This window comes from Pseudomonas sp. MDT1-17 (assembly GCF_054898105.1).
Window position 1 is genome coordinate 1666253 of record NZ_JBUBVM010000001.1, and the last position, 22592, is coordinate 1688844.

Here is a 22592-nt window from a genome sequence, read left to right on the forward strand (position 1 = left end):
AAGATCGCAGCCTCGTTTCACTCGACAGCTCCTACAGGGGGGTGAGGGTTAAACCTTGGCACTCACCTCACTGCGATTGACCAACGCCTCCAACGCCCCACTCAAACTCGGCGCCTTGTCACCAACCAACAGGTGCCAAACGCCACCTTCGAGCTGGCTGACACCCTGGCAACCCAGCGTTTTCAAATCACACTCCGACAATGCCTTGCCATCCGCCAGTTGCAGCCGGATCCGGGTCATGGCGATGCAATCCATCTGCAGCACGTTCTCGCCACCGCCCAACGCATTCAGCCATTGCTGCGCTTGCGGCGTCGTCACCGCAGCAGGTTTCGGCGCATCGACAGCCGCAGCGGGGGAGGACACGACTGCGCGACCCAAAGCCGGCATCGCCAACCGAATCTCATCAGCAATGCTGTCGGCCATCGGCCCGACCACTACCTGCAAACTCCCGCCCTTGCCCGGACGCACAACCGCCATCGCGCCCAGCGCTTTCAACGCCGCATCGTTTGCCTTGTTGCGATCAACCATGTCCAGCCGCAACCGCGTGGTACACGCACCCACGGTGATCAAATTCTGCGCACCACCCAGCGCCTTAATGTAAGCCCCGGCCCGTTCGTTTTCAGCCACCACCGCTTGCTCGGCCACGGCGACCTGTTCACGCCCCGGCGTCTTCAGGTTGAAGCGCCGAATACAGAAATCAAACACCCCGTAGTAGATCACCGCATACATCAGCCCGACCGGTACCACCAACCAGCCGTTGGTGGATTTACCCCAGCCGAGAATCATGTCGATGAAGCCACCGGAAAACGTAAATCCGAGATGAATGTTCAGCAGGTTGGTGATCGCCATCGACAGGCCAGTCAGCAATGCATGCACTAGATAAAGCAGCGGCGCGAGGAACATGAAGGCGAATTCGATCGGCTCAGTCACACCCGTCAAAAACGAAGTCAGCGCCATCGACAGGAAGATCCCGCCCATGACCTTGCGGCGTTCCGGCAAGGCATTGCGGTACATCGCCAGGCACGCGGCGGGCAGGCCGAAGATCATCATCGGGAACATGCCGGTCATGAACTGGCCGCCCTTCGGGTCACCGGCGAAGTAGCGCGACAGGTCGCCGGTGACGATGGCGCCCGTGGTCGGGTCGGTGAAGTTGCCGAAGACGAACCACGCCATGTTGTTGAGGATGTGATGCAGCCCAGTGACGATCAGCAGGCGGTTGAACACGCCGAAGACGAACGCGCCGAAACTGCCACTCTCCATCATCAATGCGCCGAAGCTGTTGATGCCTTGCTGGATCGGTGGCCAGATCAGGCCGAAGATTACGCCGAGGCCGACGGCGGCGAACCCGGTGACAATCGGCACGAAGCGCCGACCACCGAAAAACGCCAGGTACTCCGGCAGCTTGATGTCCTTGAAGCGGTTGTATAGCGCGCCAGCCATCAAGCCGCTGATGATCCCTGCGAGCATGCCCATGTTGATGCTTGCATCGAGCACCTTGAGGGTGGAGATCATCACCAGGTAGCCAATCACTCCGGCGAGGCCTGCCGTGCCGTTGTTGTCCTTGGCGAAACCGACCGCGATACCGATGGCGAAGATCATCGCCAGGTTGGCAAAGATCACCTGGCCGGCGTCGTGGATGATCGCGATGTTCAGCAGATCGGTGTCGCCGAGGCGCAGCAACAGGCCGGCAATCGGCAGGATCGCGATCGGCAGCATCAGCGCACGGCCGAGGCGCTGCAGGCCTTCGATGAAGTATTGGTACATGGCGGATCTCCCTGGATTCTTTTAGTTGTTGTTCAGCTCAGAGGCCAGTGCTGGTGACAGGCGTGACGCACCGCACTGGCGCTGGTCAACGTGAGCAGGTCATGGCTGATGCGGCGGCATTCGGCGGCGTCGAGGTGGCGCACGCGATCCTTAATTTCACCGATCTGCACCGGGCTGACCGACAACTCGCTCACGCCCAGGCCAATCAGTACCGGCGTGGCTAGTGGATCGGAGGCGAGTGCGCCGCAGACGCCGACCCAGCGGTTATGCACCACAGCACCGGCGCAGGTCTGGGCGATCAAACGCAGCAATGCCGGGTGCATGGCGTCGACCCGCGAGGCTAGGCCGGCGTGGTCGCGGTCCATGGCCAGGGTGTATTGGGACAAATCGTTGGTGCCGATGGACAGGAAGTCCGCGTGTTCGGCCAGTTGCTCGGCCAACAGCGCGGCGGCGGGGACTTCGATCATCACGCCCAGTTCCGGGCGCTCACTTACACCGAGTTCAGTACACAACGCGTCGAGACGCTGGCGGATGTGCAGCAGCTCATCGACTTCGGTGACCATCGGCAACAGGATCCGACACCGGGAGAGCGGGCTGACGTGCAGCAGCGCGCGCAGTTGCTGATCGAGCAATTCCGGACGGACCTGAGCCAGACGAATGCCACGCAAGCCCAGCACCGGATTGGCCTCGGCCGGCAGCGGCAGGTAGTCGAGTTGCTTGTCGCCGCCGACGTCGATGGTGCGGATGATCACCGACTTGTCGCCCATGGCGTCGAGCACGGCCTGGTAGGCGACGCGCTGTTCCTGTTCGTCCGGCGCGGTGTTGCGGTCGACGAAGAGGAACTCGGTGCGCAGCAGGCCGACGCCGTCGGCGCCATTGGCCAGGGCATCTGCCGCTTCGGCGCTGGAGGCCACGTTGGCGGCAACTTCAATCTGCAAACCGTCGAGCGTCAGCGCCGGGGTGTGCGCCTGAGCCTGTTGCTCGGCGCGGCGCTGTTGATGATCGAGTCGCGCCTGATGCACTTCGGCCAACCGTTCGGCACTTGGCATCAGTTCGAGGCGACCGCCCTCGGCATCCAGCACAACCGCTTGGCCTTGCGGCTGATCCAGCAGCGTCGAACCCAGTGCAACCAGGCACGGCAAGCCTTTGCCGCGAGCGAGAATGGCGACGTGAGACGTCGCGCCGCCCTCGGCCATGCACAACCCGGCGACCCCTTGCTGGCTCAGTTGCAGCAAGTCGGACGGCGTCAGTTCATGCGCGGCGACGATCGCGTCGGCGGGTACGTCGTAGTGCCAGGTTTCGCCGAGCAAGGCGCGCAGCACGCGTTGTTTGAGGTCGCGCAGATCGTTGGCGCGTTCGGCCAACAACGGGCTGCCGAGCTGCTGGAGCACCTCGCACTGCACGTCGATCGATTGGCTCCAGGCGTGGGTTGCGGCCCTGCCTTGGTCGATGGACGCGTTCGCAGCGTCCAGCAGCGCCGGGTCTTCGAGCAAGGCGAGGTGCGCGGCGAAGATTGCTTCTTCGTCGGTGTTTTTATGTTTCCTGGCTTGGGTCAGTGTGTGGTCGATTTCGCTGCGCACGGCGGTCAGTGCAGTGGCGAGGGTTTTCAGTTGTTGCTCGGGATCATGGTGGCCGGCGTCCACCGGCAGGCTGATGGCGTTCAAGCGAAACAACGGCCCACCCACCAAACCGGGAGCGGCGCAGACGCCGTGCAGCACACCGGCTTCTGCTGCCCTTTTACGCTGAGAAATCGATGTCGGCGCCGCGGCGTGGCTGTCTTCGGCCAGCGCTGTGGACAAGGCGATCAGCAACGCTTGCAATGCCGCTTCGGCGTCCGGGCCCTGGCAGCTGACCTGAACCTCGTCCTGCTCGCCGACGGCCAGGCCCATCAGTCCGATCAAGCTGTCACAGGTCGCCGATTTGCCGGCGAAATGCAGTTGGGATTTGCTCTTGAACCCTTGCGCTGTCTGACGAATCAGCGCCGCCGGTCGAGCATGCAGACCGCCACGATGGGCAATGCGAATGTGGCCGACAATTTCTTCCCCTGAAATCTCCGCTTCAGCCTGCGCGCCAGGCGCGTGCCGACGAATGATGTGCAGCAAGGGCTCGCCAACTTTCACCGATTTCAGCGTGATCGGCCGCGCCTGAAAGTCCTGGCTGTTGGTCAGGATCATCAAGCTGACGAGGCTTTTGCACTGCTGCGCGACCTTGTCCAGGTCATAGCGCAACAGCGGTTGGCCGTTGCTGACTCGCGCACCTTCCTTGACCAGCATCGAGAAGCCTTCGCCCTGCAACTCGACGGTGTCGAGGCCCAGGTGCAATAGCAATTCGGCGCCGTTGTCGGCGCGCAACGTCACGGCGTGGCCGGTGCGGGCGACGTGCACCACCACGCCAGCGCACGGTGCGTGGAGGGTGTCGTTCAGCGGATCGATGGCGATTCCGTCGCCCATGGCGCCGCTGGCGAACACCGGGTCCGGGACTTTGGCGAGCGTGAGCACCGGGCCGCTGAGCGGGGCGCTGAGGGTCAGCTCTTTATTATTGTTGTGCATGGCTCGGTCTCATCAATAAAAACTACGGTTCGGAACAGCTCGCCCCTTGTAGGAGCTGTCGAGTGAAACGAGGCTGCGATCTTTTGATCCTGCCTTTAAAAAGATCGCAGCCTCGTTTCACTCGACAGCTCCTACAGGGGTATTCGTTTGCCATTCGAATTAGTGGGTGCGCGTGACTTTGCTGAGGTGCCGCGGCTGGTCCGGGTCCATGCCACGGGCGACAGCCAGGCCTGCAGCCATGACGTAGAAACTCTGGATCGCCAGGATCGGATCAAGCATCGGGTGTTCGGCGCGGGTCAGGGTGAGGTCGCGTTCGACGACGTCATCCGGCGCGGCCAGCAATACGCGAGCACCACGCTGGCGCATGTCGGCGGCGAGGCTCAGCAAACCGGCCTGCTCGGCACCGCGCGGGGCGAAGATCAGCAGCGGATAATTTTCACCGATCAATGCCATCGGGCCGTGACGGACCTCGGCGCTGCTGAACGCCTCGGCCTGGATCGCCGAGGTTTCCTTGAATTTCAGTGCGGCTTCCTGGGCGATGGCGAAACCGGCGCCACGGCCTATCACCATCAGTCGCTGGCAATCACGCAGGGCGTCGATGGCCAGGCTCCAGTCCTGTTTCGCCGCGTTGCGCAAACCTTCCGGCAGTGCGAGGCCGGCCTCCAGTAATTCCACATCCTCTTTCCAATGGCCGATCAGGCGGGCGCTGGCGCTGAGGGTGGCGATAAAACTCTTGGTCGCCGCGACGCTGTTTTCGGTGCCGGCACACAGCGGGAGGCTGAACTCACACGCGGCCTCCAGCGGCGAACTCTCGGCATTGACCATCGAAATACTCAGGGCGCCACGCTTGCGCAGCAGACGCATGCTGTTCACCAGATCGGGACTTTGCCCAGACTGCGAGAAGGCGAACGCCACTTGGCCGCTGACCTTCAACGGCGCTTGCTGCATGGTCACCACCGACATCGGCAACGACGCCACCGGGATGCCCAGTTGCTGCATGGTCAGGTAGGCGAAGTAACTGGCGGCGTGGTCGGAGCTACCCCGCGCGACGGTCATCGCTACTTGCGGCGGCTGGCGGCGCAGGCGTCCGGCGATCTCGATCATCTGTGGGTCGAGTTGTTGCAGTTGGGCGTGCACGGCCTCGCACGAGGACAGCGCCTCTTCAAGCATTTTTGAAGTCAATGTCTTCTCCTTCGACCATGACGGCGGTCAGTGTGAGTGAGCGATCCAGCCGCACGCAGTCGGCCCAGCTGCCGGGTTGCAGGCGCCCGCGTTCGGTGAGGCCGAGGTAGTCGGCGGGAAATTGCGAAAGACGTTGCGAGGCCTCGGCGATTGGCAAACCGATCTTCACCAGATTTCGCAGGGCCTGATCCATGGTCAGCGTGCTGCCAGCGAGCGTGCCGTCGGGCAAGCGCACGCCGCCCAGGCATTTGGTCACGGTGTGGCTGCCAAGCTTGTATTCGCCGTCGGGCATGCCGGCGGCGGCGGTGGAATCGGTGACGCAATACAGGCATGGGATCGAGCGCAAGGCCACGCGGATGGCGCCGGGGTGTACGTGCAGTAAGTCCGGAATCAATTCAGCGTATTTGGCGTGAGCCAGTGCCGCGCCGACGATGCCTGGCTCGCGGTGATGCAGCGGGCTCATGGCGTTGTAGAGGTGGGTGAAACTGCTCGCGCCAGCGTCCAGCGCGGCAACGCCTTCCTCGTAACTGCCGAGCGTGTGGCCGATTTGCATGCGCACGCCGCGAGCGCTGAGGGCGCGGATCAAGGCATCGTGGCCGGCGATTTCCGGGGCGATGGTGATCACCCGGATCGGCGCCAGTGCCAGGTATTCCTCTACTTCGGCCATCAACGCGGTGTGGGCGAAATTCGGTTGGGCACCCAGTTTGCCGGGGTTGATGTACGGGCCTTCGAGGTGCACGCCCAGCACTCGAGCGCTGCCTTTCGGGCGCTGCTCACAATACTCGCCGACGGCTTTGAGCACGCTGGAAATTTCTGCAGGCGGGGCGGTCATGGTGGTCGCGAGCATCGACGTCGTACCGAAACGCACGTGGGTTTTGGTGATGGTCTCGAAGGCGGTTGCGCCTTCCATGATGTCTTTGCCGCCACCGCCGTGAACGTGCAGGTCGATAAAACCCGGCAGCAGGTAAGGCAGATCGTTGTCGGCCGGATCGCACGGTTGGCCTTCGATCGACACGACCTTGCCGTGTTCATGAATCAGCCGGCCGCGAACCCAGCCGTGGGCGGTGAGGATGTTGTCTTCGGACATGATCGGTTCTCTCGTTTAGCGGCGTGGCTGATCAGCGGCGCAGCTCTGCAACAAAGTCGTAGTAGTCGTTGCGGCAATAGGTGTCGGTGACTTCGATCGGCGTGTTGTCTTCCAGGTAGCCGACCCGGGTCATCAGCAGCATGGCGGTGCCGGGGGCGATGCCCACCAGGGCGGCGAACTCATCCGAGGCGTTGATCGCCTGAATGTGCTGCAGGGCGCGGACAATCGGCTTGCCAATGCCGTCGAGGTATTCGTAGAGGGAGTCGCCCACCGCTTGCGGCTTGGGAATGATCGAGGCGGGCAGGGTGCTCATCTCGATCGCCATGACCGTGTCGTCGGCTTTTCGCAAACGCTTGAGGCGCGCGACCTTGTCGTTCGGCGAGAGGCCAAGGCGGATCAGTTCTTCGTGGGTCGGCGGCGTGATTTCCCGTTCCAGCCATTGGGAGCCGGGGACGAAGCCCTTCAGCCGCAGCATTTCGCTGAAACCCGAGAGACGCGACAGCGGTTGTTCCAGGCGTGGGGTGATAAACGTGCCGGAACCTTGGTTGCGCCGGATCAGACCTTGTTCGAACAGCACTTCCAGCGCCTTGCGCGCGGTGACACGGGAGATGCCCAGCATTTCGCTGAGGTTGCGCTCCGACGGCATGGCCTGTTCGGCTTTCCACTGGCCGGCATGGATCGCCGCTTCCAGATTGCGCGCCAGTTGCAGGTACAACGGCGTGGGCTGGGTGTCGTCTGGGCGTAGGGCCAGGAGGTCATTCATGTAGGTTTGGTCCGATGCGGATGTAGGATTGTTGTCGCCCGGTGGTGAGCGGAAATTAATACCACTTAAATACCATGTCAATGCCACCACTTTGCTGTGGGCGCGGGAAAGCCTGCCCAGTTGGATAGGCTGAAGGGTTGTTGGTTTGAAGTGGTATTAGAGGTGGGGATTTCGAAAGCAAAGATCGCAGCCTTCGGCAGCTCCTACGGGTGAAATTGGTATCTACCCGGTAGGTGTTGCCGAAGGCTGCGATCTTTTGATTTTATTTTTCGATGAGCGACCGAAGGTCTCCGTTATGGACGGATTTCGATCATTGTGCCGTCCGGTACCAGATTCCAGACTTCGCGCATGTCCATATTGCGCATAGCGATGCAGCCGTCGGTCCAGTCCAGCGTGTGGAACAGGTCTTCGGGGTTCTCTTCGGTGTCCGGGGTGCCGTGGATCATGATCATGCCACCGGGCTCGACGCCTTCGCGCCGGGCGCGGGCGGAGTCACTGATATTCGGGTAGGAGATGTGCATCGACAGGTTGAATCGGTCACTGGTCTTGCGCCAGTCCAGCCAATAAAAACCTTCAGGCGTGCGTTTGTCGCCTTCCATGAGTTTCGGGCCGAGGGGTCTTTTTCCCAATGAGATGCGATAGGTCTTTAGCGGCTTGCCGTCATTGATCAATTGCAATTGGTGGGCGGATTTGAGAACCAGGATTTTTTCGATGACTTTGCCGTCCTGGGTTTCCGCAACGGAAGCCTGGGAGACAGCGACAAACGACAAGCAAAACAGGGCAAGCAGCCAGCGCATTGAAACGATATCCCTTAGAGGTGTCGCGACTATTAAGTTATAGGTGATTTTAGACCCAGGAGCGTTATGTGATGGCAGGCTGAGCAAGCGGCGGGATCGACTCGGACCGCACGGGGTAGACCTCGGTCCGCCGGTCAGCGAAGAAGCATTCTAAGGTACGGCCCACTGTGCGGAAAGCCAGCTCGGACCAAGGGATGTCGGCTTCTTCGAAAAGCTGCACTTCCAGGCTCTCGGGACCGGCGCAAAAGTCCAGGTCCACCAGTTCGGCGCGGAAGAATACATGCACCTGGCTGATGTGCGGCACGTCGATCAACGAATAGAGGGTCAGGTTGCGCACCCGCGCGCAGGCTTCTTCTGCCGTCTCGCGAATCGCCGCCTGCTCGATGGTTTCACCGTTTTCCATGAAACCGGCGGGCAGGGTCCAATAACCGAGCCGAGGCTCGATGGCGCGTCGGCACAGCAAGACCTTGGAGCCCCAGGTCGCCACGCAACCGGCGACGATATTGGGGTTCTGGTAGTGAATCGCCTGACAGCTGTCACAGACAAAACGCAGGCGTGAATCGCCTTCTGGAATGCGCTGGGTTACCGGGTTGCCGCACTGACTGCAAAATTTCATGCTTGGGTTCCTGAATGCTGCGCCTATCTTGGCGTGCGGCGGTGTCTGTCGGCAAGTTGTCGTTTAGCGACATGCAGCAGTTATGGGGTTGGGCGGTCGGTTCGATTGGTGCATGATGCGAGGTAGCGAATAAATCGAGAAGACTCATGCTGGACGAGCTACTTCACCGGGTAAACAACTACACGCCGCTAACCCTGGAAACCGACCGACGTTTCCCCGAAGCCGCGGTATTAGTGCCTATCACCCGCAGTGACGAACCTGAATTGGTTCTGACCCTGCGCGCCAGCGGGCTCTCGACCCATGGCGGTGAAGTGGCCTTTCCCGGTGGTCGACGTGACCCTGAAGACCCTGACCTGATTTTCACTGCGCTACGTGAGGCCCAGGAAGAAATTGGCCTGCCGCCGGGGCTGGTCGAAGTGATCGGCCCGCTGAGCCCGTTGATCTCCCTGCACGGCATCAAGGTCACACCCTATGTCGGTGTGATTCCGGACTTTGTCGAGTACCAGGCCAACGACGCCGAGATTGCCGCAGTCTTCAGCGTACCGCTGGAGTTCTTCCGCAAGGATCCGCGCGAACACACCCATCGCATCGATTACCAGGGCCGCAGTTGGTACGTGCCGAGCTATCGCTATGGCGAGTACAAAATCTGGGGCCTCACGGCGATTATGATCGTCGAGTTGATCAACCTGCTCTATGACACCAAAATCAGCCTGCATCAGCCGCCCAATACTTTTATCAACACCTGAAGCCATCGCTCGTATGGCCTGAACCCTGCTTTTTCAAGTGAGCCTGCCTGGCCTTGAGGACAATAAGATGAAATATCGCCTGGGCGACGCCTGCGTCGAAACCCATCCGCAGAGCTGGGTCGCACCCAATGCCGTGCTGGTGGGCAAGGTCAAACTGGAAGAGGGCGCCAACGTCTGGTTCAACGCCGTGCTGCGGGGCGACAACGAGTTGATCCTGATCGGCAAGAACAGCAATGTCCAGGACGGCACGGTGATGCACACCGACATGGGTTACCCGCTGACCATCGGCACCGGCGTGACCATCGGCCATAACGCCATGCTTCATGGTTGTACCGTGGGCGATTACAGCTTGATCGGCATTAACGCGGTGATCCTCAACGGCGCGAAAATCGGCAAGAACTGCATCATTGGCGCCAACTCGCTGATCGGTGAGGGCAAGGAGATTCCAGACGGTTCGCTGGTCATGGGCTCGCCGGGCAAAGTGGTGCGCGAGCTGACCGAGCCGCAAAAAAAAATGCTGGAGGCCAGCGCTGCTCACTATGTGCATAACTCGCAACGTTATGCCCGCGACCTGGTTGAGCAGGAAGAATGAGCACGCCCGAACGCCCGGTTCGATCGCCGTGCGTCAATATCTGCGCGCTGGACGATGATGATGTTTGCACCGGGTGTCAGCGCACGGTGGAAGAGATCACGCGCTGGAGCCGGATGGACAACGAGGAGCGGCGCAAGGTGTTGGGGTTGTGTCATGAGCGGGCAAAATCGAGTGGCATTCTCTGGATGCTAGGCAAAACACCAGACCTGTAGGAGCTGACGAGTGCAACGAGGCTGCGATCTTTTGATCTTGCCTTTAAAAAACAACGTCAAAAGATCGCAGCCTCGTTGCACTCGTCAGCTCCTACGGTACCCTGTGCGCCAAATTGACAGGTATCCCGCCGCCGCCATGCTCTTCCTGATCGCTTACATCAGCAGTGTCGTGCTGATCAACTACGCCTTTTCCACCGCTCCGCATCTGGACATCATCTGGTCGGCCTGGGGTGGTTTAGTGTTCGTTTTGCGCGACATGGTGCAAACCCGTTTCGGCCATGGCGCGATCGCGGCGATGCTGGCCGCGCTGGTGTTGTCCTATGTGACGTCCGATCCGTCCATCGCCCTGGCCAGCGCCACCGCTTTCGCGGTGTCCGAGTGCATCGACTGGCTGGTGTTCAGCATCACCAAGCGTCCCTTGCACGACCGCCTGTGGATAAGTTCGGCCCTGAGTATTCCCCTCGATACCTTCATCTTCTTCAGCATGATCGATGCCTTCACCCCAGGCGTGATCCTCACCGCCATGGGCTCGAAGTTCGCGGGCGTCACCATTGTCTGGATCGCAATGGCCTGGCGTCTACGCAAGAACGCAATTCCCGGTTAAAGCCAAACCCCTCGGTTCATGTAAAATGCCGCGCTTTCTCCCCATGGGAAGCGCGCCAGGCGTTGCATCCCTCGATGATCCGCTTCTTGAGGACCTGAGATGACCCGTATCGGAACTCCATTGTCGCCAACCGCGACCCGCGTATTGTTGTGTGGCTGTGGCGAGTTGGGCAAGGAAGTGGTAATCGAGCTGCAACGCCTGGGCGTTGAAGTGATTGCCGTGGATCGCTACGCCAATGCGCCGGCCATGCAGGTCGCCCATCGCAGCCATGTGATCAACATGCTCGACGGTGCCGCCCTGCGTGCCGTGATCGAGGCCGAAAAGCCGCACTTCATCGTGCCGGAAATCGAAGCCATTGCCACCGCGACCCTCGTGGAACTGGAAGCCGAAGGCTTTACCGTGATCCCTACCGCTCGTGCCGCGCAGCTGACCATGAACCGCGAAGGCATCCGTCGCCTGGCCGCTGAAGAGCTGGACCTGCCGACCTCGCCGTACCACTTCGCCGACACCTTTGAGGATTACAGCAAGGCCATCCAGGACCTGGGCTTCCCTTGCGTGGTCAAGCCGGTCATGAGCTCTTCGGGCAAAGGCCAAAGCCTGCTGCGCAGTGCCGATGACGTGAAAGCCGCGTGGGATTACGCGCAAGAAGGCGGCCGCGCCGGTAAAGGCCGCGTGATCATTGAAGGCTTTATCGACTTCGACTACGAAATCACCCTGTTGACCGTGCGTCACGTCGGCGGCACTACGTTCTGCGCGCCAGTCGGTCACCGTCAGGAGAAGGGCGACTACCAGGAATCCTGGCAGCCACAAGCCATGAGCCCGATTGCCCTGGCCGAATCCGAGCGTGTTGCCAAAGCCGTCACTGAAGCCCTGGGTGGCCGTGGTCTGTTTGGTGTTGAGCTGTTCATCAAAGGTGATCAAGTCTGGTTCAGCGAGGTCTCGCCGCGTCCACACGACACAGGTCTGGTGACGTTGATTTCCCAGGACTTGTCGCAGTTCGCGCTGCACGCGCGGGCAATTTTGGGATTGCCGATTCCGTTGATCCGTCAGTTCGGGCCTTCGGCTTCGGCGGTCATTCTGGTGGAAGGGCAGTCGACTCAGACGGCTTTCGCCAATCTGGGGGCTGCGTTGAGCGAGCCGGACACGGCGTTGCGTCTGTTCGGCAAGCCTGAGGTGAATGGTCAGCGTCGGATGGGTGTGGCGTTGGCGCGGGATGAGTCGATTGAAGCGGCTCGTGCTAAAGCCACCCACGCATCCCAAGCCGTTGTTGTAGAGCTGTAACCGAGGCGCGGCTTTCGCGAGCAGGCTCGCTCCCACATTGGAACGCATTCTTTTTGATAGAACGCGGTCCCCTGTGGGAGCGAGCTTGCTCGCGAAGCTTTTGCTTTTAATTCAGGCAACCCGATTCAAATCGTTATTGCGCGTTTCCTTCAGGCACAGCACAGCAATCAAGCTCAGCACCGCCGCCCCCGAGGCTCCGACAATGCCGCCCAGGTTGTAGGCCGCCGACGCACCGGTATAACGCACGTGAGTTGGAAACAGCTCCGGCAGCAGCGCGCCCATGGGTGCAAACGTCACGCCCATCAGAAACAGTTCGATGCACAGGAACAGCGCCACGCCCCAGGTTGAGCCCTGTGTCAGCAGCGGTTCCATCAGGAATCCGGACAAAATCGCCAGCACGCCACCGATGATCAGCACCGGTTTGCGCCCGTAACGATCACTGGCCCAGGCCGACAGCGGGTGGCAGCGGCCATGAACAGCACGGCGAAGCACAGCAGCGCGAGGAAAGTTTCGCGGGTGTAGCCGAGCGTCGATACGCCATAGCTCAGCGAAAACACCGTCGAGACATAGAACAGCGCGTAGCACACCACCATTGACCCGGCCCCCAACAGCATCGGCGGCCAGTATTGACTGAGCAGCTCGACCAGCGGGATCTTCACCCGCTCCTGGCGGGCCATTGCGTTGGCAAATACCGGCGTTTCGTGAAGCTTGAGGCGCACGTACAGACCGACCATCACCAGCGCGGCGCTGAGCAGGAAAGGAATCCGCCAGCCCCACGAGCGGAACTGCTCGTCGTTCAGAGTCATTGCCAGCGTCAGGAACAAACCGTTGGCCGCAAGAAAGCCAATAGACGGGCAAAGCGCAGCACACAGAGCAAGATCGGCGCCCAGGCCCCGATGCTGTCGTAACCCGGTAGCACGCCGTGGGTTTAACGCAGAGTGCGGGTAGCACTTGGGTATGGCGGGGCTTGGGTAAGCGGCTTGATTATAGGAAGGCGGCTAACGATCAAACAAGTGGCTTGGGATTGGCGAGTGCTTTTGTGGCGAGGGGGTTGACCCCCGTTCGGCTGCGAAGCAGTCGTAGGCTCGGCACGCGCGGCGTATCAGGAAGAATACTGTCGCAGGTTTTAGCACTGCTGCGCAGCGCAACGGGGGTAAACCCCCTCGCTACAGGATATGTGCCAGGGTTTAGATCACAACAGGCACTGAGCTGGTATGCCAGATCAGAACCCGGCTGACGCGGTTGTCTTCCGTCTCCAGAATTTCCAGCCGATAACGCCCGATCTTCAGGCATACCGCACTGTCCGGAATCGTCTCCAGTGCCTCGGTCACCAACCCATTGAGGGTTTTCGGACCATCGCTGGGCAGGTGCCAGCCAAGGCTTTTGTTCAAATCGCGAATCGACGCCGCACCTTCGATCACCAAGCGGCCATCCGCTTGTGGATGGATGTGCGGGTTATCCAGGCTGTGCTGGCTTTCGAACTCGCCGACGATTTCTTCCAGAATGTCTTCCAATGTCACGATGCCGAGCACTTCTCCGTATTCGTCGACCACCATGCCGAGGCGTCGCTGTTGTTTGTGGAAATTCAACAGTTGCAGCTGCAACGGGGTGCTTTCCGGCACGAAATAAGGGTCGTGGCTAGCCGCCAGGAGCGCCTCCAGGGTCAGGCTGGAATCGTGCAACAAGTGACGGATCTGCCGGGTGTTGAGCACCGCCTCGACCTGATTGATGTCGCTGTGAAACACCGGCAAGCGCGTACGTTTATTGGCGCGAAGCTGCTGGATGATGTCTGAGAGGGAGTCGTCCAGATTGATCCCGTCGATGTCACTGCGTGGCACCAGAATATCGTTGACCGTGATGTTGTCCAGAGCATGGATGCCTGACAGCGGGTGTGGGCGGCAGACGGCGTGTTCGTGATCGTTGTGCCGATCGTTCGGTGCCTCGTCTTCGCTCTGCTGCACCACTTTGACTTTGCGGGCGAACGGTCGCATCAGCAACTGGCTTATGCCATTGAGCAACCAGGCGGCGGGATAGACGATTTTCAGTGGCGCGCCAAGCAAGGTGTTGCCCAAGGCCAGAACGGCGTCCGGATAGCGAACGGCGAGGGTGCGCGGCAGGTAGTCGGCGAACACCAGAAGCGCGGCGCCAGCCCCGAGGCAGGCCACCCATGGACCGTTTTCCGCCCAGGTGAAAATCGCCAGCAATGTGCTGATGACCACGACCAGTGCGCGGCACAGGGTGTTGCAGAAGATCAGACTATTGAGCGCAAAGCTCAGCTTTGCCACCGGCTTGTCGCTCGAACGCGAAGCGGTCCGCTGGGCGAGCAAGTGCTGTTGTGCAACTTCGATGGCGGTAAACAGCCCCGACCATAAAATCAGCAGGGCCACTACCGCGAGCATCGGCCCTATGGGCAAGTCGTCCATTAATGCCGCCCGTCAGATATGCAGGATGTATTCACGAACCAGCTTACTGCCGAAATACGCCAGCATCAGCAGGCAGAAACCGGCGAGGGTCCAGCGAATGGCCTTGTGTCCGCGCCAGCCGAGGCGATTACGGCCCCAGAGCAGCACGCTGAAAACGATCCAGGCGAGGCACGCCAGCAAGGTTTTGTGCACCAGGTGCTGGGCGAACAAATTGTCGACGAACAGCCAGCCGGAGACCAGCGATAGCGAGAGCAGGGTCCAGCCGGCCCAGAGGAAGCCGAACAGCAGGCTTTCCATGGTTTGCAGCGGCGGGAAGTTCTTGATCAGGCCGGACGGATGCTTGTGCTTGAGCTGATGGTCTTGAACCAACAGCAGCAACGCCTGGAACACTGCGATGGTGAACATGCCGTAGGCGAGGATCGACAGCAGGATGTGGGCGAGGATGCCCGGTTCTTCGTCGATGATCTGCACCGTGCCGGCGGGGGCGAGTTGTGCGAGCAGCACGGTGGCGGCACCGAGCGGGAACAGCAATATAAGCAGGTTCTCCACCGGGATCCGCGAGCAGGCCAGCAGCGTCAGGGCGATGACAGCGGCGGCAATCAGGCTGGCGGCGCTGAAAAAATCCAGGCCCAGGCCGATCGGTGTCAGCAGGTGGGTGAACAGGCTGGCGCTGTGAGCCAGCACGGCAAGCACGCCGAGCGTGACCAGCAGGCGCTTGTTCGCCTTGGCGCCGGTGGCCAGACGAGTGCCCTGGTAGAGGGTCGCAGCGGCATATAAGCAGGCGGCGGCGAGGGTAGTTAGCAAGCTGGGTGACAAGGGGAGCATAAATCCTGTTAGGCAAGCCCGAAAGGCGCTGAGTTTGGCATAGAACCCCCGCAGCACGAAAGACCATGCAACCTACGACGAGGTGTCCGCCAGACGCAGTCTTCGCTATAATCCGCGACCTGCCCACGCCGCAGGCTCGCCGAGCACATGTTTATTCCGGTCTGGGCCGCCATTATCCCGGTCTACACAGGGCCTGAAAGGATCGCGCAATGTTTGAAAACTTAACCGACCGTCTCTCGCAGACGCTGCGCCATGTCACCGGCAAGGCCAAGCTGACCGAGGACAACATCAAAGACACCCTGCGCGAAGTGCGCATGGCGTTGCTCGAAGCTGACGTCGCCTTGCCGGTGGTGAAGGATTTCGTCAATTCGGTCAAGGAACGCGCCGTCGGCACCGAGGTGTCGCGCAGCCTGACGCCGGGCCAGGCCTTCGTGAAAATCGTCCAGGCCGAACTCGAAAGCCTGATGGGCGCGGCCAACGAAGACCTGAACCTGAGCGCCGTTCCTCCTGCCGTCGTGCTGATGGCCGGTTTGCAGGGTGCTGGTAAAACCACCACCGCCGGCAAACTCGCGCGCTTTCTCAAAGAGCGCAAGAAGAAGTCGGTCATGGTCGTGTCTGCGGACGTTTACCGTCCGGCAGCGATCAAACAGCTGGAAATGCTCGCGGGTGAAGTCGGGGTTACCTTCTTCCCGTCCGACCTGAGCCAGAAGCCGGTCGACATCGCGCAAGCGGCTATAAAAGAAGCAAAGCTTAAGTTTATTGATGTGGTCATCGTCGATACCGCCGGTCGCCTGCACATCGATGAAGAGATGATGGGTGAAATCAAGGCGCTGCATGCCGCGATCAACCCGGTCGAAACGCTGTTCGTGGTCGACGCCATGACCGGTCAGGACGCCGCCAACACGGCCAAGGCCTTCGGCGATGCACTGCCGCTGACCGGTGTGATCCTGACCAAGGTCGACGGCGACGCCCGTGGCGGTGCTGCGCTGTCGGTCCGCGCCATCACCGGCAAGCCGATCAAGTTCATCGGTATGGGCGAGAAGAGCGACGCGCTCGAACCGTTCCACCCCGAGCGTATTGCTTCGCGCATCCTCGGCATGGGCGACGTGCTCAGCCTGATCGAGCAGGCCGAACAGACTCTCGACAAAGACAAGGCCGACAAACTGGCCAAGAAGCTGAAGAAGGGCAAGGGCTTCGACCTTGAAGACTTCCGCGATCAGCTGCAACAGATGAAAAACATGGGCGGCCTCGGCGGCCTCATGGACAAACTGCCGAACATCGGCGGTATGAACCTGGCGCAGATGGGCAACGCCCAGGGCGCGGCAGAGAAACAATTCAAGCAGATGGAAGCCATCATCAATTCCATGACCCCGGCCGAGCGCCGCGACCCTGAGCTGATCAGCGGTTCGCGCAAGCGCCGGATCGCCATGGGTTCCGGCACGCAGGTGCAGGACATCGGTCGCTTGATCAAGCAGCACAAGCAGATGCAGAAAATGATGAAGAAATTCTCCGCGAAAGGCGGAATGGCCAAAATGATGCGCGGCATGGGCGGTATGTTGCCCGGCGGCGGCATGCCAAAGATGTAAAGAATTCGCGCAAGGGCTTGCTCTTGCGCAGCCCACACGGAAGTGGGATCTCCAGCAAACCCGCACTTGGCGGGAGCTGACTGGCCGTTTTCAACGACGGCTCTATAGCAAATCTTGATGGCGACCGATAGGCCGCCGGAAAAAGACATTTGCAAAAGTCCGGATATTCCTTAGAATATGCGGCCTTTCGGGCACCTATGCCCGCTGTGCCTTTAGATTTGCAGCACCGACTACAGGAACGATGTTCACATGCTAACAATCCGTCTTGCCCTTGGCGGCTCCAAAAAGCGCCCGTTTTACCACTTGACCGTAACCGACAGCCGCAACCCGCGCGACGGTTCGCACAAGGAACAGGTTGGTTTCTTCAACCCTGTTGCTCGTGGTCAAGAAGTTCGTCTGTCCGTGAACCAAGAGCGCGTAGCCTACTGGCTGAGCGTTGGTGCACAACCTTCTGAGCGTGTTGCTCAGTTGTTGAAGGACGCTGCTAAGGCTGCGGCCTGAGCAATATGAACGCGACGCCAGCCATTGCTGATGATTTGATCGTTATCGGCAAAATCTATTCGATTCACGGTGTTCGCGGCGAAGTGAAGGTCTTTTCCTTTACTGATCCAATTGGAAACCTGTTGGACTACAAAACCTGGACGCTCAAGCGCGAAGGCGTTGTACGGCAGGTAGAGCTGGTCAGCGGCCGTGTACATAACGGCAAGTTTCTGGTCACAAAGCTCAAAGGTCTCGATGATCGTGAAGAAGCTCGTCTTCTGGCCGGTTATGAGATCTGCGTGCCGCGTAACCTGTTTCCAGATCTGACCGACGGCGAGTACTACTGGTACCAGCTGGAAGGTCTCAAGGTCATCGACCAACTCGGGCAGCTGCTCGGGAAAATCGATCACCTGCTAGAGACTGGCTCGAACGATGTCATGGTGGTCAAGCCTTGCGCTGGCAGCCTGGACGATCGCGAACGCCTGTTGCCCTATACGGAGCAATGCGTGTTGGTTGTCGACCTTGCCGCAGGCGAGATGAAGGTGGAATGGGATGCGGACTTCTAAGCGTGGCTAATTTGCGCGTAGAAGTGATCAGTTTGTTTCCCGAGATGTTCTCCGCCATCAGCGAGTACGGCATCACCAGTCGTGCGGTGAAACAGGGGCTCTTGCAGCTCACCTGTTGGAATCCGCGAGACTACACGACGGATCGACATCACACTGTGGACGATCGCCCATTTGGCGGTGGTCCGGGCATGGTGATGAAGATCAAGCCCCTGGAAGATGCGTTGGTTCAGGCCAAGGCAGCAGCCGGGGAGGCGGCGAAGGTAATTTACCTGTCCCCCCAAGGCCGTCAACTGACTCAGTCGGCGGTTCGCGAGTTGGCGAATTCGGATGCATTGATCCTGATTGCCGGCCGCTATGAAGGCATTGACGAGCGTTTTATTGAAGCTCATGTCGATGAAGAGTGGTCGATTGGCGACTATGTACTGTCTGGCGGCGAGCTGCCGGCGATGGTCCTGATCGATGCGGTTACACGACTGCTGCCTGGAGCTTTAGGGCATGCGGACTCCGCCGAGGAAGATTCCTTTACGGATGGTTTGCTGGATTGCCCGCACTACACCCGACCGGAGGTGTATGCGGATCAGCGTGTTCCCGACGTATTGCTAAGTGGCAATCACGCGCATATCCGGCGTTGGCGTTTACAGCAGTCCCTTGGTAGGACCTTTGAACGACGCGCCGATCTTCTGGAAAGCCGCTCGCTTTCTGGAGAAGAGAAGAAGCTGCTCGAGGAATACATCCGCGAGCGGGACGATAGTTAACAACGTATCGATGGTAGATCCGACGATCTACCTTAGGAGCACAGCATGACTAACAAAATCATCCTTGCACTCGAAGCAGAGCAGATGACCAAAGAGATCCCTACCTTTGCCCCGGGCGACACTGTTGTCGTTCAGGTGAAAGTGAAGGAAGGCGACCGTTCGCGTCTGCAAGCGTTCGAAGGTGTTGTTATCGCCAAGCGTAACCGCGGCGTAAACAGTGCATTCACCGTTCGTAAAATCTCCAACGGTGTTGGCGTAGAGCGTACTTTCCAGACCTACAGCCCGCAAATCGACAGCATGGCCGTTAAACGTCGCGGTGACGTACGTAAAGCCAAGCTGTACTACCTGCGTGACCTGTCCGGTAAAGCAGCTCGCATCAAGGAAAAACTGGCTTAAGTCCAGCTTCCGATGCAGAAAAAAGCAGCCTACGGGCTGCTTTTTTGTTGCCCGCGATTTATCTTCCTTGGCCGTATTGCCGGTCTTGCCTGAGCCTCTATGCCCGCCATCGATCATCCACTGATAGACCAATTTCTCGATGCTCTGTGGTTGGAGAAAGGTCTTTCCGATAACACTCGTGATGCCTATCGCAGCGACCTGGCCCTGTTCAACGGCTGGCTGCAGGAGAAGGGGCTGGAGTTGATTAACGCTGGCCGTGAATTGATCCTCGATCACTTGGCCTGGCGCCTGGAGCAGAACTACAAACCCCGTTCCACTGCGAGATTTCTCTCGGGTGTGCGCGGCTTCTATCGCTACTTATTGCGGGAAAAGCTGATCGCCGTTGATCCAACATTGCGCGTTGATATGCCGCAATTGGGTAGGCCACTGCCTAAATCGTTGTCGGAAGCCGACGTGGAAGCACTGCTGAAAGCACCAGACCTGAGCGAAGCCATAGGCCAGCGCGACCGCGCCATGCTCGAAGTGCTCTATGCCTGCGGCTTGCGTGTGACGGAGCTGATCAGCCTGACGCTGGAACAGGTCAACCTGCGTCAGGGCGTGCTGCGAGTGATGGGCAAGGGCAGCAAGGAGCGGCTGGTGCCGATGGGCGAGGAGGCGATTGTCTGGGTCGAGCGTTACCTGCGCGATGGCCGCCAGGAATTGCTCGGCGGGCGTCCCAGCGATGTCATGTTCCCCAGTCTGCGCGGCGAGCAGATGACTCGGCAGACCTTCTGGCATCGCATCAAGCACCAGGCCAAGGTCGCCGGGATCGGCAAGTCGCTGTCGCCGCATACCCTGCGTCATGCCTTCGCCACTCACCTGCTCAACCACGGAGCCGACCTGCGGGTGGTGCAAATGCTGCTCGGCCACAGCGATCTGTCGACCACGCAGATCTATACCCACGTCGCCCGCGCACGCTTGCAGGACTTACATGCCAAACATCACCCCAGGGGCTGAATGAGATCCCTGTGGGAGCGAGCAAGCCCGCTCCCACATAAAGCCAGCACGTCCACAATGTCCTGCGTCACCCGCATTCGGCCACGCGGGCCTTATGTGGTAGGCTTTGCCGGTTTGCACGATGGGCGGTTATGACCCGGTGTTTCGGCACGGGCGTTCTGATCGTCCCATTTGTCCGCCTTCAGGAGTTCTCATGCGTCTGACCCAGATTTTCGCCGCCGCAGCCATTGCGTTGGTCAGCACCTTTGCCGTCGCCGATGACGCGGCCGACAAAGCCATTCGTAAAAGCCTGGAGAACCTCCAGCTCGAGGTGCCAGTAGAATCCATCACCGCCAGCCCGCTGCCAGGCCTGTACGAAGTCAAACTCAAGGGCAGCCGCGTGCTCTACGCCAGCGCCGACGGCCAGTACGTGGTTCAGGGTTACCTGTTCCAGCTCAAGGACGGCAAACCGGTCAACCTGACCGAGAAGACTGAACGCCTGGGCGTTTCCAAACTGGTCAATGCAATCCCGGTCGCGGAAACCGTGGTTTACCCGGCGATCGGCGAAACCAAATCGCACATCACCGTGTTCACCGACACCACCTGCCCGTACTGCCACAAGCTGCATGCCGAAGTGCCTGAGCTGAACAAGCGCGGCATCGAAGTGCGTTACGTCGCGTTCCCGCGCCAGGGCCTGGGCTCGCCGGGTGACGAACAGCTGCAAGCGGTCTGGTGCTCGAAAGACAAGAAAGCCGCCATGGACAAAATGGTCGACGGCAAGGAAATCAAGGCCGCCAAGTGCGATAACCCGGTTTCCAAACAGTTCGCCCTCGGTCAGTCGATCGGCGTGAACGGCACACCGGCCATCGTTTTGGCTGATGGTCAGGTCATTCCGGGCTACCAGCCTGCGCCACAAGTCGCCAAACTGGCGCTGGACGCGAAATAAATTTGCATCGTCACGGTCAGCCATTGACGGATCATGGTCCGGGGGCAACATTCACCGGGCCATCAATAGAGAACCGCGAGCATGCGGTTGTTTTCACGGCCGGCCTTGAGTCGGCCGTTTTATGGGGAGTTCACAGTGAAACCGGTCAAAGTAGGCATCTGTGGGTTAGGGACCGTCGGTGGCGGTACCTTCAACGTACTTCAGCGCAACGCCGAGGAAATTGCTCGTCGTGCCGGGCGTGGAATCGAAGTGGCACAAATTGCCATGCGCACGCCAAAGCCTCAGTTCCAGACGACCGGTATTGCGATTACCAACGATGTCTTCGAAGTGGCCACGAACCCTGAGATCGACATCGTCATAGAGCTGGTGGGCGGCTACACCGTTGCCCGTGAGCTGGTACTCAAAGCGATCGAGAACGGAAAACATGTGGTAACCGCGAACAAGGCGTTGATCGCCGTTCACGGTAACGAAATTTTCGCCAAGGCCCGCGAGAAGGGCGTGATCGTTGCGTTCGAAGCTGCCGTGGCCGGTGGTATTCCGGTGATCAAGGCGATCCGTGAAGGCCTGTCCGCCAACCGTATCAACTGGGTCGCCGGCATCATCAACGGCACGGGTAACTTCATCCTCACCGAAATGCGCGAAAAGGGCCGGACCTTCGAAGACGTACTTGCCGAGGCGCAAGCCCTGGGTTACGCCGAAGCCGATCCGACCTTCGACGTTGAAGGCATCGACGCGGCCCACAAGCTGACGATCCTTGCGTCCATCGCGTTCGGTATCCCGCTGCAGTTCGACAAGGCCTACACCGAAGGCATCACCAAGCTGACCACCGCTGACGTGAACTACGCCGAAGCGCTGGGCTATCGCATCAAGCACCTCGGTGTGGCTCGCAGCACGGCTGCCGGTATCGAGTTGCGTGTGCACCCGACGCTGATCCCGGCCGATCGCCTGCTCGCCAACGTCAACGGCGTGATGAATGCGGTGATGGTCAACGGCGATGCTGCCGGTTCGACCCTGTTCTACGGCGCCGGCGCTGGCATGGAACCAACCGCTTCGTCAGTGATTGCCGACCTCGTGGACGTGGTTCGCGCCATGACTTCGGATCCGGAAAACCGCGTGCCGCACCTGGCCTTCCAGCCGGATTCGCTGTCGGCCCACCCGATCCTGCCGATCGAAGCTTGCGAAAGCTCCTATTACCTGCGCATTCAGGCCAAGGATCACCCGGGCGTGTTGGCTCAGGTCGCGAGCATCCTGTCGGAGCGCGGCATCAACATCGAATCGATCATGCAGAAAGAAGTCGAAGAACACGACGGCCTGGTGCCGATGATTCTGCTGACTCATCGCGTGCTGGAACAGCACATGAACGACGCAATCGCCGCCCTGGAAGCTCTGGCGGGTGTGGTCGGTCCGGTCGTACGGATCCGCGTCGAGCACCTGAACTAAGCCGTTA

22 protein-coding genes and 1 pseudogene are annotated in these 22592 nt (G+C 60.1%); 13 read left to right on the forward strand and 10 right to left on the reverse strand.

The window, feature by feature from the left end:
- Positions 1–48 precede the first annotated feature (48 nt).
- The 7 genes from nagE to ACYZTX_RS07510 form a co-directional block, all read right to left on the reverse strand.
- Entirely contained in the window at positions 49–1764 is a 1716-nt protein-coding gene (nagE, locus tag ACYZTX_RS07480) for an N-acetylglucosamine-specific PTS transporter subunit IIBC (protein WP_462033531.1), read from the reverse strand.
- 32 nt (positions 1765–1796) lie between these two features.
- Entirely contained in the window at positions 1797–4313 is a 2517-nt protein-coding gene (ptsP, locus tag ACYZTX_RS07485) for a phosphoenolpyruvate--protein phosphotransferase (RefSeq protein ID WP_462033532.1), read from the reverse strand.
- Positions 4314–4472: 159 nt separating this feature from the next.
- On the reverse strand, positions 4473–5495 hold the full coding sequence (locus ACYZTX_RS07490) for an SIS domain-containing protein (RefSeq protein WP_462033533.1): 1023 nt from the start codon (positions 5493–5495) through the stop codon (positions 4473–4475).
- Entirely contained in the window at positions 5476–6582 is a 1107-nt protein-coding gene (nagA, locus tag ACYZTX_RS07495; protein WP_462033534.1) for an N-acetylglucosamine-6-phosphate deacetylase, read from the reverse strand. Before nagA ends, ACYZTX_RS07490 begins: the two co-directional genes overlap by 20 nt.
- A gap of 31 nt (positions 6583–6613) precedes the next feature.
- Positions 6614–7345, reverse strand: coding sequence for a GntR family transcriptional regulator (locus tag ACYZTX_RS07500; protein ID WP_462033535.1), 732 nt, complete (start codon positions 7343–7345; stop codon positions 6614–6616).
- Positions 7346–7638: 293 nt separating this feature from the next.
- Complete coding sequence (locus ACYZTX_RS07505; RefSeq protein WP_461974066.1) at positions 7639–8142, reverse strand: L,D-transpeptidase family protein; 504 nt, start codon at positions 8140–8142, stop codon at positions 7639–7641.
- A gap of 64 nt (positions 8143–8206) precedes the next feature.
- On the reverse strand, positions 8207–8758 hold the full coding sequence (locus ACYZTX_RS07510; protein WP_462033536.1) for an NUDIX hydrolase: 552 nt from the start codon (positions 8756–8758) through the stop codon (positions 8207–8209).
- A 146-nt stretch (positions 8759–8904) separates the two neighbouring features.
- Between ACYZTX_RS07510 and ACYZTX_RS07515 the strand changes: the two genes are divergently transcribed.
- The 5 genes from ACYZTX_RS07515 to purT all read left to right on the forward strand — a co-directional run bounded on the left by ACYZTX_RS07515 (position 8905) and on the right by purT (position 12193).
- Positions 8905–9504 carry a CoA pyrophosphatase gene (locus tag ACYZTX_RS07515; RefSeq protein WP_462033537.1) on the forward strand — a complete coding sequence of 200 codons (600 nt, stop codon included), beginning with the start codon at positions 8905–8907 and terminating at the stop codon, positions 9502–9504.
- Positions 9505–9571: 67 nt separating this feature from the next.
- Positions 9572–10096, forward strand: coding sequence for a gamma carbonic anhydrase family protein (locus ACYZTX_RS07520; RefSeq protein WP_462033538.1), 525 nt, complete (start codon positions 9572–9574; stop codon positions 10094–10096).
- Entirely contained in the window at positions 10093–10308 is a 216-nt protein-coding gene (locus ACYZTX_RS07525) for a DUF1289 domain-containing protein (protein WP_462033539.1), read from the forward strand. Before ACYZTX_RS07520 ends, ACYZTX_RS07525 begins: the two co-directional genes overlap by 4 nt.
- Positions 10309–10444: 136 nt before the next feature.
- Positions 10445–10912: a preQ0 transporter gene (locus tag ACYZTX_RS07530; protein WP_462037003.1), complete on the forward strand. Its 468-nt coding sequence runs from the start codon at positions 10445–10447 to the stop codon at positions 10910–10912.
- Between the two features lie 99 nt (positions 10913–11011).
- Positions 11012–12193 carry a formate-dependent phosphoribosylglycinamide formyltransferase gene (purT, locus tag ACYZTX_RS07535; RefSeq protein WP_462033540.1) on the forward strand — a complete coding sequence of 394 codons (1182 nt, stop codon included), beginning with the start codon at positions 11012–11014 and terminating at the stop codon, positions 12191–12193.
- Between the two features lie 111 nt (positions 12194–12304).
- On the opposite strand, the pseudogene ACYZTX_RS07540 reads toward purT, so the two are convergent.
- From ACYZTX_RS07540 to ACYZTX_RS07550, 3 genes and pseudogenes are all read right to left on the reverse strand, one after another.
- A pseudogene (locus ACYZTX_RS07540) lies at positions 12305–13115 on the reverse strand (MFS transporter); the annotation flags it as partial.
- Positions 13116–13380: 265 nt separating this feature from the next.
- The gene (locus ACYZTX_RS07545) at positions 13381–14616 is read right to left on the reverse strand and encodes a transporter associated domain-containing protein (protein ID WP_462033541.1); all 1236 of its coding nucleotides are present in this window, start codon (positions 14614–14616) and stop codon (positions 13381–13383) included.
- A gap of 12 nt (positions 14617–14628) precedes the next feature.
- Positions 14629–15441, reverse strand: coding sequence for a cytochrome C assembly family protein (locus ACYZTX_RS07550; RefSeq protein ID WP_462033542.1), 813 nt, complete (start codon positions 15439–15441; stop codon positions 14629–14631).
- Positions 15442–15650: 209 nt separating this feature from the next.
- Here ACYZTX_RS07550 and ffh point away from each other — a divergent pair, with 209 nt between their 5' ends.
- The 8 genes from ffh (at position 15651) to ACYZTX_RS07590 (ending at position 22585) form a co-directional block, all read left to right on the forward strand.
- The gene (ffh, locus tag ACYZTX_RS07555; protein ID WP_282377053.1) at positions 15651–17027 is read left to right on the forward strand and encodes a signal recognition particle protein; all 1377 of its coding nucleotides are present in this window, start codon (positions 15651–15653) and stop codon (positions 17025–17027) included.
- Positions 17028–17276: 249 nt separating this feature from the next.
- Positions 17277–17528 (forward strand): 30S ribosomal protein S16, encoded by a 252-nt coding sequence (rpsP, locus tag ACYZTX_RS07560; RefSeq protein WP_007944872.1) that lies wholly within the window; start codon positions 17277–17279, stop codon positions 17526–17528.
- Positions 17529–17533: 5 nt separating this feature from the next.
- On the forward strand, positions 17534–18073 hold the full coding sequence (gene rimM, locus ACYZTX_RS07565; RefSeq protein WP_282377052.1) for a ribosome maturation factor RimM: 540 nt from the start codon (positions 17534–17536) through the stop codon (positions 18071–18073).
- Positions 18055–18828 (forward strand): tRNA (guanosine(37)-N1)-methyltransferase TrmD, encoded by a 774-nt coding sequence (trmD, locus tag ACYZTX_RS07570; RefSeq protein WP_282377051.1) that lies wholly within the window; start codon positions 18055–18057, stop codon positions 18826–18828. Before rimM ends, trmD begins: the two co-directional genes overlap by 19 nt.
- A gap of 45 nt (positions 18829–18873) precedes the next feature.
- Complete coding sequence (gene rplS / locus ACYZTX_RS07575; protein ID WP_063322826.1) at positions 18874–19224, forward strand: 50S ribosomal protein L19; 351 nt, start codon at positions 18874–18876, stop codon at positions 19222–19224.
- 99 nt (positions 19225–19323) lie between these two features.
- On the forward strand, positions 19324–20220 hold the full coding sequence (gene xerD / locus ACYZTX_RS07580) for a site-specific tyrosine recombinase XerD (RefSeq protein ID WP_462033543.1): 897 nt from the start codon (positions 19324–19326) through the stop codon (positions 20218–20220).
- A 193-nt stretch (positions 20221–20413) separates the two neighbouring features.
- Positions 20414–21145, forward strand: a complete 732-nt coding sequence (dsbC, locus tag ACYZTX_RS07585; protein WP_462033544.1) for a bifunctional protein-disulfide isomerase/oxidoreductase DsbC — start codon at positions 20414–20416, stop codon at positions 21143–21145.
- Positions 21146–21280: 135 nt separating this feature from the next.
- Complete coding sequence (locus tag ACYZTX_RS07590) at positions 21281–22585, forward strand: homoserine dehydrogenase (RefSeq protein WP_462033545.1); 1305 nt, start codon at positions 21281–21283, stop codon at positions 22583–22585.
- Positions 22586–22592: the final 7 nt, after the last annotated feature.